The organism is Enterobacter kobei, assembly GCF_001729765.1.
Lineage (GTDB): Bacteria > Pseudomonadota > Gammaproteobacteria > Enterobacterales > Enterobacteriaceae > Enterobacter > Enterobacter kobei.
Genome location: NZ_CP017181.1, coordinates 3,746,582 through 3,764,602 on the forward strand (window position 1 = coordinate 3,746,582; position 18,021 = coordinate 3,764,602).

Consider the following 18,021-nt stretch of genomic DNA (forward strand, 5'->3'; position numbering starts at 1 on the left):
TCATTTCCGATAAAGCAGCGCGCCTGAAATCTCGTCACGATAGTGAAAAGACAACAGGAGCGCACCATGCTGAACACACCCGCAGACAAATACACGCCTTACCCTACTCTCTCTCTGCCCGATCGCCGCTGGCCGGAGAAGCGCATCACCCGCGCGCCGCGCTGGCTCTCAACCGACTTACGAGACGGCAACCAGGCGCTGGCCGAGCCGATGGACAGCGCCCGCAAGCTGCAGTTTTGGGATCTTCTGCTGAGCTGCGGCTTTAAGGAGATTGAGGTCGCCTTTCCTTCCGCCTCACAGACGGACTTCAACTTTGTTCGCCAGCTGATTGAAGAGAACCGCATCCCGGATGATGTCACCATTCAGGTGCTCACGCAGGCGCGGGAAGATCTGATCGTCCGCACCTTTGAGTCCCTGCGCGGCGCAAAGCAGGCCACGGTACATCTTTATAACGCCACCGCCCCGCTGTTCCGTCGTCTGGTGTTTGGCATGGAGAAGGCGCAAATCGTCGAGCTGGCTACGCGCTCCACCCGCCTTATTCGTCAGCTGTGTGAAGAGAACCCGGATACCCACTGGCAGTATGAATATTCACCGGAAACCTTCTGTTTTACCGAGCCGGAGTTTGCGCTGGAAATTTGTGAGGCCGTGGCAGAGATCTGGCAGCCGTGCGATGCGCGTCCGATGATCATCAACTTACCGGCCACCGTTGAAGTCAGTACGCCAAACGTCTATGCCGATCAGATTGAATATTTCTGCCGTCACTTCAGCCGCCGCGCCGACGTCTGCATCAGCGTGCATCCGCATAACGACCGCGGCACCGGCGTCGCCAGCGCGGAGCTGGCCGTCATGGCCGGGGCTGACCGCGTCGAGGGCTGTCTGTTTGGTAACGGCGAGCGGACGGGCAACGTCTGCCTGGTGACGCTGGCGATGAACCTCTACAGCTAGGGCGTTAGCCCCGGCCTGGACTTTAGCGATATGAACCGGGTGGTGGAAGTGGTGGAAACCTGCAACCAGCTGCCGGTACACCCGCGCCATCCGTGGGCAGGACGGCTGGCCTATACCGCCTTCTCCGGTTCGCACCAGGACGCGATCAAAAAAGGCTTTGATGCCCGCAAGCCTGGCGAGCGCTGGGAGATGCCCTACCTGCCTGTTGACCCTCAGGATATCGGCTGCACCTATGAAGCGGTGATCCGAGTGAACAGCCAGTCAGGGAAAAGCGGTAGCGCGTGGCTTATCGAGCAAAATCATGGGCTGAAACTGCCCCGCGCCCTGCAGCAGGATTTCAGCCAGCACGTGCAGCAGGAAACCGACCGCCACGGAAAAGAGATGACGCAAAATGCACTGTGGCAGCTGTTCCGCACCCGCTACGGTCTGGTGGAAACACCGCAGTTTGCGCTGCAATCGTACCGCAGCGACAGTCAGCAGGATGGCCAGTTGCGTTTAACGGCAAGCGTCACAACGCAGGGGGGACGCGTCAGCTTGAGGGACACGGGAATGGCTTGCTGTCCGCTGCCGCTCATGGCCTGAGCCGCTGGATCAACGCGCCGTTTGTAATTAAGGATTATCACGAACACACGCTGGGTGAACGCAGCGACAGCCGCTCGGTGGCATACATTCGCTGTCTGTTCCAGGACGGTACCAGCCGCTGGGGCGTAGGCATTGATAGCGACGTTGCACGCGCATCGCTTCAGGCGCTCTTTAATGCGGTCAGTCGTTCTTAAAATAATCGCTGGGTGAGATACCCATCACCCGGCGGAACATGGCCGTAAAGGCGCTGTGGCTGCCGTACCCCAGATCCAGCGCCACACCTAATACCGGCTGGCCCTGCGCCAGCCGCACTAAGGCTTCCAGCAGCCGCGCCCTTCTCACCCACTCGCTGTAGCGTAATCCCGTCTGCTGCTGAAAATGACGGTTCAGCGTGCGCTCGCTCATGCCAAGCGCGCTCGCGCTCTGTTGACTGTTCCAGCTCTCTCCTGGCGACTGACGGATCTGTCGGCACAGCTGTCGTAACGGTTCACTTTCCGGCTCCGGCAGATGAAACGGCAGCACCGGCATGATGCGAAGTTCATCCAGAATGAGTTCATACACGCGCTCGTCACGGCTTCCCGGTGAGTACGATTCAGGCAGTGAGAGGGCGGCGAGGATCAGCTCGCGCAACAGGGGCGAGATCTGCACGATCTGGCACGTGGCCGGGAGATCGGCTCGCGCCAGTGGATCGATAAACAGCGCTCGCGCCGCAACGCTACCGGTGATGCGCAGGGCGTGTTGTGTCCCCGCAGGAAGCCAGACGCCGCGTCCGGGGGGTACCACCCAACAGCCAGATGCCGTTTCGACCCGCACGACGCCCGTCAGGCTGTGCAGCAGCTGCGCGCATTCGTGCTGGTGCCATGGCTCACTGTCGCCATGAACGTAATCATGGGCAAACGGAACAAGGGGACGATGGGTAAAGGAGAACGTTGAGGTTGTGGTCATGGGCTAAACAACCCTCACCCTACCCTCTCCCGGAGGGAGAGGGAAAAGATGCACTAGATGTGCAGTTCCTGCAGTTTTTCTTTCGGCAGGGCCAGCTCTTCGTTGCTGTTCACGCGAACATCACGCTCGATGATGTGACGAGCGATGTCCTGCGCTTCTTCCAGAGAGTGCATCTGGTAAGTCCCGCACTGGTAAACGTTCAGCTCTGGGATCTGGTTCTGCTCTTTCACCTTCAGCACGTCTTCCATGGCTGCTTTCCACGCGTCTGCAACGCGTTTCTCTTCCGGCTGACCGATCAGGCTCATGTAGAAACCGGTACGGCAGCCCATCGGAGAGATATCGATAATCTCAACGCCGTTACCGTTCAGGTGGTCGCGCATAAATCCGGCGAACAGGTGCTCCAGCGTGTGAATGCCTTTCTCTGGCATCACTTCTTTGTTCGGCACGCAGAAGCGCAGATCGAAGACGGTGATTGTGTCGCCGTGCGGGGTGTGCATGGTCTTTGCCACGCGGACTGCAGGTGCTTCCATACGGGTATGGTCGACAGTAAAGCTATCTAATAACGGCATACGTCACCTCCGATAGTGATTTTTTTTAAAATAAACTGAACTCTTCTACACAATGCGCGTCTGAGTATATGAAAGACGCGCATTTGTTATCATCATCCCTGAATTCAGAGATGTATATTTTGGCCACAGCGATGTGGCCTTTTTCTTTTGGTTCAAGCCTGTTTCGCCAGAAACGCTTCAAACGACTCCGTATCCGCCGCTTCAACTTCTTTCTGACGCACCACGGACGCATCGCGTTCTGCTTCAAAATCCGCTTCGCGCAGGATCTGTAATGGCTCCTGCATCAGCATCTCACGGTACTCCGCGGAGAGTGCACGCCCGGTACCACCAATGCCCTGATCAATCATAGAACGCAGAATGCGTGCTGAGAATGTTAGTTCCGGGTTATCGAAGCACTCTACCAACTGGTCGCAGATCTGTTGGTAGGCGTCGCCGCCGTCAATGCTGTCCAGAGTCCGGGCAACACGCTTCAGGTCACGGAACAGATCTTTACCCACTTTGGTCAGCGGGAACTGTGCCGTTTCGCAGCCAATACCCAGCGTCAGACCAGGCTTACGCCCTTCCAGAATCACGCGATTCCAGTTTGTACGGGTGCAAAGCAGTTCGTCTGCACTCATTTCCGGCGCATCCGCCAGCGCACACCAGACCATAAACAGATCCAGGAAGCGAACCTGCTGCTCATCAACGCCAATCGGTGAGAACGGGTTGATATCCAGCGAACGTACTTCAATGTATTCAATGCCGCCGCGCTGTAGCGCATCCGACGGGGTTTCACCGCTGCGCGTCACGCGCTTAGGACGAATTGGCGCATACAGTTCGTTTTCAATCTGCAACACGTTGCTGTTGATTTGCAGGCGTTTGCCGTCTTTTTCGAGGCCGATTTTCGCGTACTCTTCCGACGGGGTTTTGATCGCCCGCTTCAATCCTGCCACATATTCGTGCAATTCGTTAAACGTAATACCGAGATTGCTTTGCGATTTATTGGTATAGCCCAGATCGCTCATGCGAAGAGACGTCGCGTACGGGAGATAGTACATGCCGCACTCGGTCTTTTCGAACGGCAGCGTGGTGGGTTTCCCCTGCAGGAACGAAGAGCAAATGGCAGGTGACGCGCCAAAGAGATACGGGATCACCCAGCCGAAACGGTAATAGTTGCGGATCAGACGGAAATACCCGGCTGAGATCGCTTCTTTGTCCGTTTCTCCCCCTTTCGCCTGCCAGAACGCCATCGGCAGCGAGAAATTGTAGTGCACGCCAGAGATGGTCTGCATCAATGCGCCGTAGCGATTTTTCAGACCTTCACGATAGAGCGTTTTCAGCCGACCGATATTTGACGTGCCGTACTGCGCCAGCTCAATCTCCTGGCCCTGTTCGATATAGCACGGCATGCTGAGCGGCCACATACGCTCGTCACCAAGATTGCGCGCCGTATAGCGATGAATATCGCGCAGGATTGTCAGCATGTGATCAATATCGCCGTCCACCGGCGTGATGAACTCCAGCAGCGCTTCAGCGAAATCGGTTGTGATCCATTTATGTGTCAGCGCCGAGCCTAACGCCTTCGGGTGACCCGTCGTCGCTAAGCTACCGTCCGCGTTAACGCGCAGCGTTTCACGCTCAAGACCACGCTGAATACCCTTCAGAGCCTGAGGGTGGTTTTCCAGCCAGGCCAGCGCCTGAGATACGTCCGGGATCAAATTGACCTCCCGCCTGTCAAAGTAATGTTACTCAGCATAATTGTAATGGTTGACGATTGAAGGTCGCGTATTCATTCCACCAATTAGTGCCACCACGTCATACCCTGTAGTGTTGCCCACGCCACGAGAACATAGCGCAACGCCTTGCCAAGGCACAAAAAAAAGAGCACCGGTCCCCAGGAGATGCGCATCCATCCCGCCAGCAGACACAGTAAATCGCCTATTACAGGCATCCAGCTTAATAACAGCGTGGCAGCGCCATAGCGTTTTAGCCAGCCAACTGCCTTTTCCTGCCAGCGCGACGTTTTGCGCAGCGGAAAGAAACGCCCAAGAATAACGTTAGTCAGTCCTCCAAGGCTATTACCCATTGTTGCTATTAATACAAGTAGCCAGGGCTGACTGACGCCGGACAACAACATCGCCACCAGCACCACTTCCGAATTTCCCGGTAACAGCGTGGCGCTTAAAAAACTGCTGGCGAATAATGAGGCAAGTGACAATGCGTCACTCACAGTAAGCGCACATCCACCGCATCCATTCCGGCATCACGTGCGGCCTGGATACCAAAATCGGCATCCTCAAACACGACGCATTTTGCCGCCGGTACGCCCATTAATTCTGCGCAGAGCAGGAAGGTGTCCGGTGCTGGCTTGTGACGCTTAACATGATCGGCAGCGACGACAGCTGAAAAATAGTGGCGCAGGCCAAGATGGTTGAGCAAGGCTTCTGCAATCGCGCTCTCGCTGCCCGTGCCGACAGACATAGGGCGACGTCCGTGCCACGCTTTAACCACGTCGATAAGGGGTAAAGGTTGTACGGTGTCTAACAGTATGGCTTTAACCGCATCGGTTTTTTCGCGCGCGAGCAGGTAGGGGTCGAGATCGGCCTGATTCAGTTCAATCACGGCCTGCGCAATACGCCAGGTTGGGGATCCGTTGAGGGCTATCATCGCCTGCAGGTCGAAACGCATACCGTAGCGGCCCAGGACCTCGGTCCAGGCTTGACGATGCGTGGGTTCGGTATCCAGCAGGGTGCCATCCATATCGAAGATCAAACCGTCATACTGTGCGTACATCGTGCTCTCGCTAAACGATTAACAAAGCATTACTTTATCGTAAATGGTGGTTTTTGTCGCTGATTGCGAAGTGATAACAATGAGAGTGATTAAGAACTAAACATCGAAGGGGACGATAAGAAGAGATGGTGCATCCGGGAGGATTACTCGGCTACGCCTCGCCCTACGGGCCGTTGCTGAAGCAACGTTATCCTCCCTGGTGCTTGCGTTTAACTCGCAGACCTTGAAACAACAGTATGGCTGTTATCTCGGAGAATATGGTGCATCCGGGAGGATTCGAACCTCCGACCGCTCGGTTCGTAGCCGAGTACTCTATCCAGCTGAGCTACGGATGCATCAGGGAAATGCTTTAAGAAACAGTAAATGGTGCATCCGGGAGGATTCGAACCTCCGACCGCTCGGTTCGTAGCCGAGTACTCTATCCAGCTGAGCTACGGATGCATCAGGGAACTGCTTTCAGAAATAGTAAATGGTGCATCCGGGAGGATTCGAACCTCCGACCGCTCGGTTCGTAGCCGAGTACTCTATCCAGCTGAGCTACGGATGCATCGGGATTTACTACTGTACTGCTCGATATTCATATCACTTCGAAAGCAATATGAAGTAATAGATGGTGCATCCGGGAGGATTCGAACCTCCGACCGCTCGGTTCGTAGCCGAGTACTCTATCCAGCTGAGCTACGGATGCAAAATGGCGGTGAGGCGGGGATTCGAACCCCGGATGCAGCTTTTGACCGCATACTCCCTTAGCAGGGGAGCGCCTTCAGCCTCTCGGCCACCTCACCACACAACGCCTCTTTCGAGTGCTTCGAGTAACTCGTTAAGAGCTTCTCGTCGCTGCGTGGCGCATATATTACTTTCTGGGACTTATAAGTCAAACAATTTTCCAAAAGCTTTTATCGTTTGCACAAATCACACGCAATTCGCATGTAAAACCCGCAAAGAGGGTGTTTTATAAGCGGATTTTGCATCGAACTTCTCAAAAAACGTTTGTAGAAAGGCTGGGGTTGGGGCGCGTTAAGAATATTAGAGTGGTTAAAAAGAGAGCGGTTGAAATGAAACGGTAACGTTGAGCAGGAAAAATGACAGGAGGGTTGCGTCTCGCCCGACAGCGAGACGCGACAATATCAGTAACTGGACTGCTGGGATTTTTCAGCCTGGATACGCTGGTAGATCTCTTCACGGTGGACAGATACTTCTTTAGGAGCGTTAACACCAATACGTACCTGGTTACCCTTTACCCCTAAAACTGTCACGGTGACCTCATCCCCAATCATGAGGGTCTCACCAACTCGACGAGTCAGAATCAGCATTCTTTGCTCCTTGAAAGATTAAAAGAGTCGGGTCTCTTGTATCCCGGCATTATCCATCATATAACGCCAAAAAGTAAGCGATGACAAACACGTAAAGTGTAAGCAGTCACGGCATCACATTCTGTTAAACGTAAGTTTAGCCGATATACACAAACTCAACCTGACTTTATCGTTATCGATAGCACAGTGAACAAGACGCCATAACGTTGCCGCTATGGCGTCTGATTGTGCTTTGTAGTTATTACAGTTTCGCGCTCACCCAGCTTTCTACGCTGGCCAAAGCTTGCGGAAGTGCCGCCGCATCCGTACCACCGGCTTGCGCCATGTCCGGACGACCGCCTCCCTTGCCACCCACCTGCTGGGCGACCATACCAATCAGTTCCCCTGCTTTTACGCGGTCGGTCACATCCTTAGAGACGCCCGCAATCAGAGAAACCTTACCTTCTGCCACTGTCGCCAGCACGATAACGGTAGAACCAAGCTGGTTCTTGAGATCGTCGACCATAGTACGCAGCATCTTAGGCTCAACGCCCGCCAGATCGCTGACCAGCAGTTTGACGCCCTTAATGTCTACCGCTTTGCTGGAGAGGTTTGCACTCTCCTGCGCCACAGCCTGTTCTTTCAGCTGCTGGAGCTCTTTTTCCAGCTGACGGGTTCGCTCCAGCGCAACACGCACTTTCTCGCCCAGATTCTGGCTATCGCCTTTCAGCAGCTGCGCGATGTCGTGCAGCTGATCGCTCTGCGCATGCAGGCTGGCAATTGCGCCTTCACCGGTTACCGCTTCAATACGACGCACGCCAGCCGCCGTACCCGACTCGGAAACGATGCGGAACAGGCCGATGTCACCGGTGCGCGATGCGTGAGTACCACCGCACAGTTCGGTCGAGAAGTCGCCCATGCTCAGTACGCGAACACGTTCGTCATATTTCTCACCAAACAGCGCCATCGCACCTTTTTTCTTCGCGTCCTCGAGGTCCATGATATGGGTCTCGATCGGCAGGTTACGACGGATCTGAGCGTTCACCAGATCCTCCACCGCACGGATTTCCGACGGTTTCATCGCTTCAAAGTGCGAGAAGTCGAAACGCAGCACTTTGTCATTAACCAGAGAACCTTTCTGTGCAACATGGGTGCCCAGCACGTCGCGCAGGGCAGCGTGCATCAGGTGGGTTGCAGAGTGGTTCAGACGAATACGCGCACGGCGTGCTTCATCAACATTCGCCTGCACGCCCTCGCCCACTTTCAGCGAACCGGAAACCAGTTTGCCCTGGTGACCAATCGCCTGACCAAATTTCTGGGTGTCGCTTACGCTGAAGCTGAAACCATTGCCTTTCAGTTCGCCCTTATCGCCAACCTGGCCGCCGGACTCAGCGTAGAACGGCGTTTTGTCCAGAATGACAACCGCATCCTGACCTGCACTGATGCTGTCTACGGCTTTACCGTCAACAAACAGGGCGGTCACTTTACCGGTCAGCTCCAGTGCGTCGTAGCCTTTGAATTCAGACGCGCTATCAACGCGGATCATCGCGTTGTAGTCTGCGCCGAAACCGCTGGATTCACGCGCACGACGACGCTGTTCTTCCATCGCGGCTTCGAAGCCCGCTTCGTCAACTTTGATGTTACGCTCACGGCAAACGTCCGCCGTCAGGTCAACCGGGAAGCCGTAGGTGTCGTACAGGCGGAAAGCGGTTTCGCCATCCAGCGTGTCGCCCTTCAGTTTTGCCAGTTCTTCATCCAGCAGCGCCAGACCGCGCTCCAGCGTACGGGCAAACTGCTCTTCTTCGGTTTTCAGAACCTGCTCGACCTGCGCCTGCTGGCGTTTCAGCTCGTCACCGGCTGCACCCATCACGCCAATCAGTGGCCCAACGAGTTTGTAGAAGAAGGTGTCCTTCGCGCCCAGCATGTTGCCATGACGGATCGCACGACGAATGATACGACGCAGCACATAGCCACGGTTTTCATTCGACGGGATTACGCCGTCGGCAATCAGGAACGCACAGGAACGAATGTGGTCTGCAATCACGCGCAGCGATTTGTTGTTCAGATCGGTCGCACCGGTCACTTCCGCAACGGCTTTGATCAGGGTGCTGAACAGGTCAATTTCGTAGTTGGAGTTAACGTGTTGCAGCACGGCGGCAATACGCTCCAGGCCCATACCGGTATCAACGGACGGTTTCGGCAGCGGCTCCATGGTACCGTCTGCCTGACGGTTGAACTGCATGAAGACGATGTTCCAGATCTCAATATAGCGATCGCCGTCTTCTTCCGGGCTGCCAGGAGGTCCACCCCAGATGTGGTCGCCGTGATCGTAGAAGATCTCGGTGCACGGACCGCAAGGACCGGTATCACCCATCTGCCAGAAGTTGTCAGACGCGTATGGCGCGCCTTTGTTATCACCGATGCGAATAATGCGCTCGCGCGGGATACCGACCTCTTTTTCCCAGATTTCGTAGGCTTCGTCATCGGTTTCATAGACGGTAACCCACAGACGCTCTTTCGGCAGGTTGAACCAGTTTTCACCGGTCAGCAGTTCCCACGCATATTGAATGGCATCGTGTTTGAAATAGTCGCCGAAGCTGAAGTTACCCAGCATTTCGAAGAACGTGTGGTGACGCGCGGTGTAACCGACGTTTTCCAGGTCGTTGTGTTTACCGCCCGCACGCACGCAACGCTGTGAGGTTGTGGCGCGGGAATAATTACGCTTGTCGAGACCAAGGAACACATCCTTGAACTGGTTCATCCCGGCGTTGGTAAACAGTAAAGTCGGGTCGTTGTTCGGTACCAGGGAGCTGCTGGCAACAACCTGGTGTCCCTTACTATGGAAAAAATCGAGAAACGCCTGACGGATCTCAGCGGTGCTCTTGCTCATAATTATCCTGAAATCAAGCTAACGAAATGTCGCAGCCAGCCTGTATCGATAAACCGTTGGACAGACCAGCTACTGGAAAAAGTGGGAATAAGATAAGTTTTCTTTGGTGGGAAGTAAAATCCCGCATGCGTTCAATCCACAAAATTGCGCCAGATATCCTGAATATCTTCCATCAGAAAGCCGCGGTAGAGCAAAAAGCGCTGGATTTTGACTTTATCTGAAAAATCACGCGGCAGCGGTTCGCCGTACTTTCGAATCGCCTGCTCTTTCGCCAGTTCACACCAGTCTGTGTCGCATTCACGCATCGCTTTTTCAATCGATTCCCGGGCTACCCCTTTCTGATTCAGTTCCTGGCGGATGCGTGCAGGACCGTAGCCTTTACGTCCGCGGCTGGCGAGAAAGCGGGCGGCAAAGCGTTCGTCATCGAGGTAATGATGTTCATAGCACCAGGCAACCACGCGGTCATAATCTTCGGCAGTGGCATCAATCTCTTCCGGCCCGTTTTTGCTCATGACAGGCGCTGACAGTTTTCGTCTTAGCTCCTGTTCGCTGTGGTCACGCACGGCAAGAATACGTACGGCACGGTCCAGCAAGCGCGAGTAGGCGGGTCGGCGTGTGGTCGGTTCACTCATATAAAACCTGCAGATTCAGAAATGCAAAAAGGGCCGCATCAGCAGCCCTTCATCTTTACACGAGAGACTTAAAAGTCTTCGTTGGTTTCTTCAGCATCCGCAGCATCCACCACGAAATCAGGTTTAGAGTCCTGGTTGCTCAGCAGAAGCTCACGCACCTTCTTCTCAATCTCTTTCGCCGCAGCCGGGTTCTCTTTCAGCCAGGAAATCGCATTCGCTTTACCCTGACCAATTTTGTCACCGTTATAGCTATACCAGGCGCCCGCTTTTTCAATCAGCTTCTCTTTCACGCCCAGGTCAACCAGCTCACCGAAGAAGTTAATCCCTTCGCCGTAGAGGATCTGGAATTCAGCCTGTTTGAACGGTGCGGCGATTTTGTTCTTCACAACCTTCACGCGCGTTTCGCTACCAACGACGTTTTCACCCTCTTTCACCGCGCCGATACGGCGGATATCCAGACGGACAGAGGCGTAGAATTTCAGTGCGTTACCACCGGTTGTGGTTTCCGGGTTACCGAACATCACACCAATTTTCATACGGATCTGGTTGATGAAGATCAGCAGCGTGTTGGACTGCTTCAGGTTACCTGCCAGCTTACGCATCGCCTGGCTCATCATACGTGCCGCGAGGCCCATGTGAGAGTCGCCGATTTCACCTTCGATTTCCGCTTTTGGCGTCAGTGCAGCAACGGAGTCGACCACGATAACGTCAACAGCACCAGAGCGCGCCAGCGCGTCACAAATTTCCAGCGCCTGCTCACCGGTGTCCGGCTGAGAACACAGCAGGTTGTCGATGTCCACGCCCAGTTTACGCGCATAAACAGGATCCAGCGCGTGCTCGGCATCGATAAACGCACAGGTTTTACCTTCGCGCTGTGCCGCAGCAATCACCTGCAGCGTCAGGGTGGTTTTACCGGAGGACTCTGGCCCGTAGATCTCTACGATACGGCCCATTGGCAGACCGCCCGCGCCCAGCGCGATGTCCAGAGAAAGCGAACCGGTGGAGATCGTTTCAACATCCATGGTACGGTCTTCACCCAGGCGCATGATGGAGCCTTTACCGAATTGCTTTTCGATCTGGCCCAGTGCTGCCGCCAACGCTTTCTGTTTGTTTTCGTCGATAGCCATTATTACTCCTGTCATGCCGGGAGAAGCGACTGTGCTTCACCGTGGATTTCTGTTCTGTTGGTGCAATTATACTGTATGGTCATACAGTATCAAGTGTTTTGTAGAAATTGTTGCCAGAGCGTTTTTAACGCATATTCCGTTGCCTGACGACGCACGCTTTCACGGTCGCCGCTAAAGCACTCCCGGCGAGTGATCCCTTCACCTTTTGAGGTCGCAAAACCAAACCAGACGGTGCCTACGGGCTTCACGTCACTGCCGCCGTCCGGGCCCGCGATGCCGCTGATTGAAATCGCGTAATCTGCCCGCGCCTCTTTTAGCGCGCCAATGGCCATCTCGATCACCACCGGCTCGCTGACCGCGCCGTGCTGTTCCAGCGTGGATTCACGCACGCCAATCATCTGTGCTTTAGCTTCGTTACTGTAGGTCACAAAGCCGCGTTCAAACCAGGCGGAACTGCCGGCAATATCGGTAATCGCTTTCGCCACCCAGCCGCCGGTGCAGGATTCCGCGGTGGTAAGGGTCGCCCCGCGTTGCTTAAGCGCCAGTCCGACTATCTCGCTAAGCTGCATCAATTCATGGTCAGTCATTCTCGCTCCAGGCTTCAGAAAAACGTGCAGCACAAGATAGCACTTTCTCGTCAAATATGGGGATGCGCTTCGGGTTTTACGAGGGGGCTTCAGAAAAAAGCCGATGCGGGCGCACCGGCTATGGGGGAGGTTATTTCATACTGTCAGCGAGGGTGTTCACGTTGTGGCGAAATGCCTTAACGTAGGTATCAGCAACCCCACCTTTTGCCGACAGGGCTTCCGGGTAAAGTTCGCCTCCCGGCTGCGCGCCTGTCGCCGTCGCAATTTGCTTCACCAGACGCGGATCGAGCTGGTTTTCCATAAACCAGGTTTTCACGCCATCGGCTTTGATCTGATTGATAATCTCAGCGACCTGCGCTGCGCTGGCCTCGCTCTCTGAAGAGAGCCCTTGCGGTGCCATGAAGGTGACGCCATACGCGCGGCTAAAATAGCCGAATGCGTCATGGCTGGTCAGCACGTTACGTTTTTCCTGTGGGATCTGGCTAAAGCGGGTTTTGGCCCAGCCGTCCAGTTGCGTCAGTTGCGCGATATACGGCTGGCCTGAAGCCTCCAGTGCCGCTTTATCCTCTGGATCTGCTTTCACCAGCCCGTTCAGAATATTTTGTGCATACAGCGCACCGTTCGCCGCGCTATTCCAGGCATGCGGGTCGGTCACGGTCTTTCCATCTTCCTCGAGCGTGTGCGTTTTTACCCCGGTTGAGGCCACAACCAGCTGCCCTTTGAAACCGGAGGCTTTCACAAGACGGTCGAGCCACCCTTCCAGCCCCAGGCCGTTGACCACCACCACGTCAGCCTTGCTCAGCGCCGCGCTGTCTTTAGGTGACGGTTCGAAGGTATGCGGATCGCCGTCCGGCCCGACCAGCGTCGTCACGTTCACATGGTCGCCGCCCACTTCCTGCGTAATATCTCCCAGTATCGAAAAGCTGGTCACCACATTCAGCGTTTTCGCCATCACGCCGTTCGACAGCATACCCAGCGCAAGCGCCATCACTAATCCTGTATGTTTCATCGTTTCCCCTTGCCTTAAAAAAGCGCGCGCAGACTGCCAGCCAGCCTGCTTCGCGTGCCAAATAAAACAGAAATAAAGAACAACGCGCTGGCGGTCAGCACAATGGACGGTCCGGCGGGCAGACTGATTGCCCAGGACAAACTTAAGCCCAGCCACGCGCAGAAAATTCCGCTGATGCCGGCCATCAAAAGCAAACCTGGCAATGTGCGCACCCAGCAGCGTGCCGCCACCGCCGGGAGCATCATCAGCCCGACGGCCATCAGCGTGCCGAGCACCTGAAAACCGGCCACCAGGTTAAGCACCAGCAGCGCCAGAAACAGTCCGTGGAGCAGGCCGGGCAACCCGCGGGCATTGACCTGCAACCAGGCGGTATCAAAGGCTTCGGTCACCAGCCCACGATAGAAAATCGCCAGCGTTATCAGGGTGAACATGCAAACGCCCGTGACAAACAGCGCCGCATCGTTGTCCACCGCAAGAATGGAACCAAACAGCAGATGCAGCAGATCGACATTCGACCCGCGCAGCGACACCAGCGTGACGCCCAGTGCCAGTGAGCCAAGGTAAAATCCGGCAAAGCTGGCATCCTCTTTAAGCGGCGTGCGTCGGCTGACCAGGCCGGCCACCAGCGCCACGGTAATGCCGGCAATAAAACCACCGATACTCATCGCCAGCAGCGACATACCGCTGAGCAAATACCCTACGGCGACACCGGGTAAAATGGCGTGAGAAAGGGCATCACCCATCAGGCTCATCCGGCGCAGCTGGAGGAATACGCCGAGTGCGGTTGTACTGACAGAAAGGGCCAGGCAGACCACCAGCGCACGACGCATAAAGCCGTACTCAATAAACGGCTGGAAAAAGAGATGCCAAATCATGCCACCCTCACCCGCTCGGTTTTCCAGTGGGGAATGTCAGCATCCAGCATTAATGTTTGCGGGAAGTGGCGTGCCACACGCTCGCTGTCATGCAATACCGCAAGCAGAGTCTGGCCCTGCATATACATCTCCAGCATTAGATCCATCAGCACGTTGCAGGTCGCTTCGTCGACGCCGGTGAAAGGCTCATCGAGCATCACAAGCGGTGCCTGCTGCACTAAAACGCGGGCAAATAACATGCGCTGAAACTGCCCACCGGAGAGTTCATCAATGGTGGAAAGCGCCATCGACGCCAGCCCGACCCGCTCCAGCGCGCTGGCAATGCGTAACCGCGTTTCCCGACGAAACCCGGATAAGAGCGATATGCCCGGCCAGCAGCCCATACTCACCACGTCCTGAACGGTGAGCGGAAATTGCGCCTCGAGTGCGTGGCGCTGTGCCAGCCAGCCAATCACCGGGCGCTTACCCTGCCAGCGAAAGCTGCCGCCCACGGGAGGAATAAACCCGGCGAGCGTTTTCAGCAGCGTGGATTTTCCGCAGCCATTGGCGCCGACGATAGCCGTCATACTGCCGCGCTCAATCGTGCCTGAGAGGGGCCGCGTTACAGGCTGGCGGTCATAGCCCGCGACCAGTTCGTTCATCAGGATCATGGCAGCGCCACCGCCCAGCGCACGGCCAGCCCGATAAAAACAATAAGCACCAGCGCCAGTAAAAGCCGAACCGGAGCAGACAGAGAGAAAAGGGACGTTGACATCTTGACACCACGTTAAATGTTATAACATAACAATAATGAAAGGTGATTGAGATGTAAATGGCGGGTTTGAAAAGGGAGTGTGGCGAAATGTTTCTGTAAAACGACCCTCTCCCGTGGGAGAGGGTCAGGGTGAGGGCATCAGGCCTGCCCGTCAGAGCGACTTACTGACTAAACGGTGACGCCGCCGGCACGCGGGCCTGCGAGACCGCCAGCCCCAGCTGCCATACGGCCATGGCATAATGAGTGCTGTGGTTATAACGGGTGATGGTGTAGAAGTTCGGCATGCCGTACCAGTACTGATAACCGGTTCCCACGTCCAGACGCAGCAGGCTTACCTGGTCAACATTGCCCAGCGGCTGCGTTGGCGTTAAGCCTGCCGCCGTCAGCTGCGCGACGCTGTATTTGGTTTTAAAGCCGTTTTCCAGACCAAATGCCTCGCCGTTCGCCTGCACGGCTACCTGACCACCTGGCGTCCAGCCGTGCGCTTTGAAGTAGTTTGCCACGCTGCCGATGGCATCCACCGGATCCCACAGGTTGATATGACCATCGCCATTGAAGTCGACGGCATATTGTTTATAGGAGGATGGCATAAACTGGCCGTAGCCCATCGCACCGGCAAACGAACCTTTCAGATCGAGCGGGTCGTCCTGCTCGTTGCGCGCCATCAGCAGGAAGGTTTCCAGCTCGGAAGAGAAATACTCCGCGCGGCGCGGGTAGTTAAAGGAGAGCGTCGCCAGCGCATCGAGGATGCGGGTTTTGCCCATTACGCGGCCCCAGCGGGTTTCCACGCCGATAATCCCGACGATGATCTCCGGCGGCACGCCGTATACCTGCCACGCGCGATTAAGGGCATCTTCATACTGATTCCAGAACACCACGCCGTTTTGCACGTTGTCCGGGGTAATAAACTGTTTGCGATAGCGCAACCATGCGCCGTTTGGCCCGGTAGGGACCTGTGCCGTCGGTGCCTGTCTGTCCATCAGGCGCAGCACGTAGTCCAGACGCTTTGCCTGGGACAAAATTTCGTGCAGCTGCTGGCGGTCAAAGCCGTGTTTGCTCACCATTTTATCAATGAACTGCTCGGCCGCCGGGTTATTCGCGAAGTCGCCACCCATCTGCATCATATTGTGCTGCGGCTCCAGCAGGAACCCTCCGGAAGGGGCGCCAGCCGTTTGCTGAACAGCTTCGGTCTTAGGTTTGCTACTGCAGGCAGACAGCAGAATAAGCGCTGGCAACAGCGCTGCATAACGACGCTTGAACATGAGACATCCATTTAACGGGTTCGATAAGAACCCAGTATGGTAAAGCATCCGTAACACCTCAAGGAAGCGGTACGCACCTCCCCGACGCAAATCCGTGCTTTTTTCCACCGGAAATCATTCATCACATCAATTAACTTTCAAAATAATCCATTTTTCTTTCATTGTGAGATCCAACTAACACTTTAAAACCTTTCAAAGTGATTATTATTAGCCCCAGTAATACAAAACAAAAAAGCCCCACAGGAGAGAACAATGATAGAAACCATCACCCACGGCGCCGAGTGGTTCATCGGGCTGTTTCAGAAAGGCGGAGAAGTGTTCACCGGCATGGTGACCGGGATCCTGCCCCTGCTGATCAGCCTGCTGGTGATCATGAACGCGCTGATTAACTTTATCGGCCAGCATCGCATTGAACGCTTCGCTCAGCGCTGCGCCGGGAACCCGCTGTCCCGCTACCTGATTTTGCCGTTCATCGGCACCTTCGTGTTCTGCAACCCGATGACCTTAAGCCTCGGCCGCTTTATGCCAGAAAAGTACAAGCCGAGTTATTACGCCGCCGCCTCCTACAGCTGCCATTCGATGAACGGCCTGTTCCCGCACATCAACCCAGGAGAGCTGTTTGTTTACCTCGGTATCGCCAGCGGCCTTACCACCCTTGGTCTGCCGCTCGGCCCGCTGGCGGTCAGTTACCTGCTGGTTGGCCTGGTGACCAACTTCTTCCGCGGCTGGGTCACAGACCTCACCACCGCCATTTTCGAGAAAAAAATGGGTATCCAGATTGAACAAAAAGTCCATCTTTCAGGAGCCACAGCATGAACCGGATCCGCATTGAGAAAGGCACGGGTGGCTGGGGCGGCCCGCTGGAGTTCGACGCTACCGAAGGCAAAAAGATCGTTTATATCACCGCAGGCACGCGCCCGGCGATCGTCGATAAGCTGCGTGAGCTGACCGGCTGGGAAGCCGTCGATGGCTTTAAAGAGGGTGAGCCGCCGGAAGCGGAAATCGGCGTGGCGGTGATCGACTGCGGCGGCACGCTGCGCTGCGGCATCTATCCGAAGCGGCGTATTCCGACGGTGAATATCCACTCCACCGGCAAATCCGGCCCGCTGGCACAGTACATCCTTGAAGACATCTATGTGTCGGGCGTGAAGGAGGACAACATCACTCTGGTGAATGGCAGTCCCGCGCCGCAAAAAGTGGCCCCGCGAGATTACGACACCAGCAAGAAAATCACCGAGCAGAGCGACGGCCTGCTGGCGAAGGTCGGGATGGGTATGGGCTCCGCCGTGGCGGTGCTGTTCCAGTCCGGGCGCGACACCATCGACACGGTGCTGAAAACCATTCTGCCGTTTATGGCGTTCGTCTCGGCGCTGATCGGCATCATCATGGCGTCCGGCCTGGGCGACTGGATTGCCCACGGCCTCGCCCCGCTCGCCAGCCACCCGCTCGGGCTGGTGACGCTGGCCCTGATCTGCTCCTTCCCGCTGCTGTCGCCGTTCCTCGGCCCGGGCGCGGTGATCGCTCAGGTCATCGGCGTACTGATTGGCGTGCAGATTGGCCTCGGCAATATTCCGCCACACCTCGCCCTGCCCGCCCTGTTTGCCATTAACGCCCAGGCCGCGTGCGACTTCATCCCCGTCGGACTGTCACTGGCCGAAGCGCGCCAGGACACCGTGCGCGTAGGCGTGCCGTCCGTACTGGTCAGCCGCTTCCTGACGGGCGCGCCGACGGTGCTGATTGCCTGGTTTGTCTCCGGCTTTATCTATCAATAAGAGGTTCC

General features: G+C 55.9%; 16 protein-coding genes, 5 tRNA genes and 1 pseudogene. 3 read left to right on the forward strand and 19 right to left on the reverse strand.

Features of this window, described 5'->3' with window-relative positions:
- Positions 1-66: 66 nt before the first annotated feature.
- Positions 67-1,721 (forward strand): annotated as a pseudogene (leuA, locus tag BFV64_RS18140) (2-isopropylmalate synthase).
- On the opposite strand, the gene BFV64_RS18145 reads toward leuA, so the two are convergent.
- The 19 genes from BFV64_RS18145 to mltB form a co-directional block, all read right to left on the reverse strand.
- Positions 1,708-2,472 carry an AraC family transcriptional regulator gene (locus tag BFV64_RS18145; protein ID WP_023331145.1) on the reverse strand — a complete coding sequence of 255 codons (765 nt, stop codon included), beginning with the start codon at positions 2,470-2,472 and terminating at the stop codon, positions 1,708-1,710. The pseudogene leuA and the gene BFV64_RS18145 overlap by 14 nt on opposite strands.
- A 53-nt stretch (positions 2,473-2,525) precedes the next feature.
- Positions 2,526-3,041: an S-ribosylhomocysteine lyase gene (gene luxS, locus BFV64_RS18150; RefSeq protein WP_014884972.1), complete on the reverse strand. Its 516-nt coding sequence runs from the start codon at positions 3,039-3,041 to the stop codon at positions 2,526-2,528.
- A 152-nt stretch (positions 3,042-3,193) separates the two neighbouring features.
- Positions 3,194-4,738 carry a glutamate--cysteine ligase gene (gene gshA / locus BFV64_RS18155; protein WP_023331146.1) on the reverse strand — a complete coding sequence of 515 codons (1,545 nt, stop codon included), beginning with the start codon at positions 4,736-4,738 and terminating at the stop codon, positions 3,194-3,196.
- A gap of 83 nt (positions 4,739-4,821) precedes the next feature.
- Positions 4,822-5,250 (reverse strand): YqaA family protein, encoded by a 429-nt coding sequence (locus tag BFV64_RS18160; protein ID WP_014884974.1) that lies wholly within the window; start codon positions 5,248-5,250, stop codon positions 4,822-4,824.
- Positions 5,247-5,813, reverse strand: a complete 567-nt coding sequence (gene yqaB / locus BFV64_RS18165; protein WP_014884975.1) for a fructose-1-phosphate/6-phosphogluconate phosphatase — start codon at positions 5,811-5,813, stop codon at positions 5,247-5,249. Before yqaB ends, BFV64_RS18160 begins: the two co-directional genes overlap by 4 nt.
- A 258-nt stretch (positions 5,814-6,071) precedes the next feature.
- A tRNA-Arg gene (locus tag BFV64_RS18170) sits at positions 6,072-6,148 on the reverse strand.
- Between the two features lie 29 nt (positions 6,149-6,177).
- A tRNA-Arg gene (locus BFV64_RS18175) sits at positions 6,178-6,254 on the reverse strand.
- A gap of 29 nt (positions 6,255-6,283) precedes the next feature.
- Positions 6,284-6,360, reverse strand: a tRNA-Arg gene (locus BFV64_RS18180).
- Positions 6,361-6,424: 64 nt separating this feature from the next.
- A tRNA-Arg gene (locus tag BFV64_RS18185) sits at positions 6,425-6,501 on the reverse strand.
- Between the two features lie 4 nt (positions 6,502-6,505).
- Positions 6,506-6,598, reverse strand: a tRNA-Ser gene (locus tag BFV64_RS18190).
- 342 nt (positions 6,599-6,940) lie between these two features.
- Positions 6,941-7,126, reverse strand: a complete 186-nt coding sequence (csrA, locus tag BFV64_RS18195) for a carbon storage regulator CsrA (RefSeq protein WP_000906486.1) — start codon at positions 7,124-7,126, stop codon at positions 6,941-6,943.
- A gap of 241 nt (positions 7,127-7,367) precedes the next feature.
- Positions 7,368-9,995: an alanine--tRNA ligase gene (gene alaS, locus BFV64_RS18200; protein WP_069602332.1), complete on the reverse strand. Its 2,628-nt coding sequence runs from the start codon at positions 9,993-9,995 to the stop codon at positions 7,368-7,370.
- Positions 9,996-10,126: 131 nt separating this feature from the next.
- On the reverse strand, positions 10,127-10,627 hold the full coding sequence (recX, locus tag BFV64_RS18205) for a recombination regulator RecX (protein WP_014884977.1): 501 nt from the start codon (positions 10,625-10,627) through the stop codon (positions 10,127-10,129).
- A gap of 68 nt (positions 10,628-10,695) precedes the next feature.
- Positions 10,696-11,754 carry a recombinase RecA gene (gene recA / locus BFV64_RS18210; RefSeq protein ID WP_014884978.1) on the reverse strand — a complete coding sequence of 353 codons (1,059 nt, stop codon included), beginning with the start codon at positions 11,752-11,754 and terminating at the stop codon, positions 10,696-10,698.
- Positions 11,755-11,843: 89 nt separating this feature from the next.
- The gene (gene pncC / locus BFV64_RS18215) at positions 11,844-12,341 is read right to left on the reverse strand and encodes a nicotinamide-nucleotide amidase (protein WP_023331148.1); all 498 of its coding nucleotides are present in this window, start codon (positions 12,339-12,341) and stop codon (positions 11,844-11,846) included.
- A 130-nt stretch (positions 12,342-12,471) separates the two neighbouring features.
- A complete protein-coding gene (locus BFV64_RS18220) occupies positions 12,472-13,350 on the reverse strand; it encodes a metal ABC transporter substrate-binding protein (RefSeq protein ID WP_032629455.1) in 879 nt (292 codons plus the stop codon).
- 14 nt (positions 13,351-13,364) lie between these two features.
- Complete coding sequence (locus tag BFV64_RS18225) at positions 13,365-14,225, reverse strand: metal ABC transporter permease (protein WP_014884981.1); 861 nt, start codon at positions 14,223-14,225, stop codon at positions 13,365-13,367.
- Positions 14,222-14,875, reverse strand: a complete 654-nt coding sequence (locus tag BFV64_RS18230) for a metal ABC transporter ATP-binding protein (protein ID WP_023331152.1) — start codon at positions 14,873-14,875, stop codon at positions 14,222-14,224. The genes BFV64_RS18225 and BFV64_RS18230 overlap by 4 nt, the downstream gene beginning before the upstream one ends.
- 265 nt (positions 14,876-15,140) lie before the next feature.
- Entirely contained in the window at positions 15,141-16,241 is a 1,101-nt protein-coding gene (gene mltB / locus BFV64_RS18235; RefSeq protein WP_023331153.1) for a lytic murein transglycosylase B, read from the reverse strand.
- Positions 16,242-16,493: 252 nt separating this feature from the next.
- Here mltB and srlA point away from each other — a divergent pair, with 252 nt between their 5' ends.
- Both srlA and srlE read left to right on the forward strand, forming a co-directional pair.
- Entirely contained in the window at positions 16,494-17,057 is a 564-nt protein-coding gene (gene srlA / locus BFV64_RS18240; RefSeq protein ID WP_069602333.1) for a PTS glucitol/sorbitol transporter subunit IIC, read from the forward strand.
- A complete protein-coding gene (srlE, locus tag BFV64_RS18245) occupies positions 17,054-18,013 on the forward strand; it encodes a PTS glucitol/sorbitol transporter subunit IIB (RefSeq protein WP_014884986.1) in 960 nt (319 codons plus the stop codon). Before srlA ends, srlE begins: the two co-directional genes overlap by 4 nt.
- The last annotated feature ends 8 nt before the right edge of the window (positions 18,014-18,021 follow it).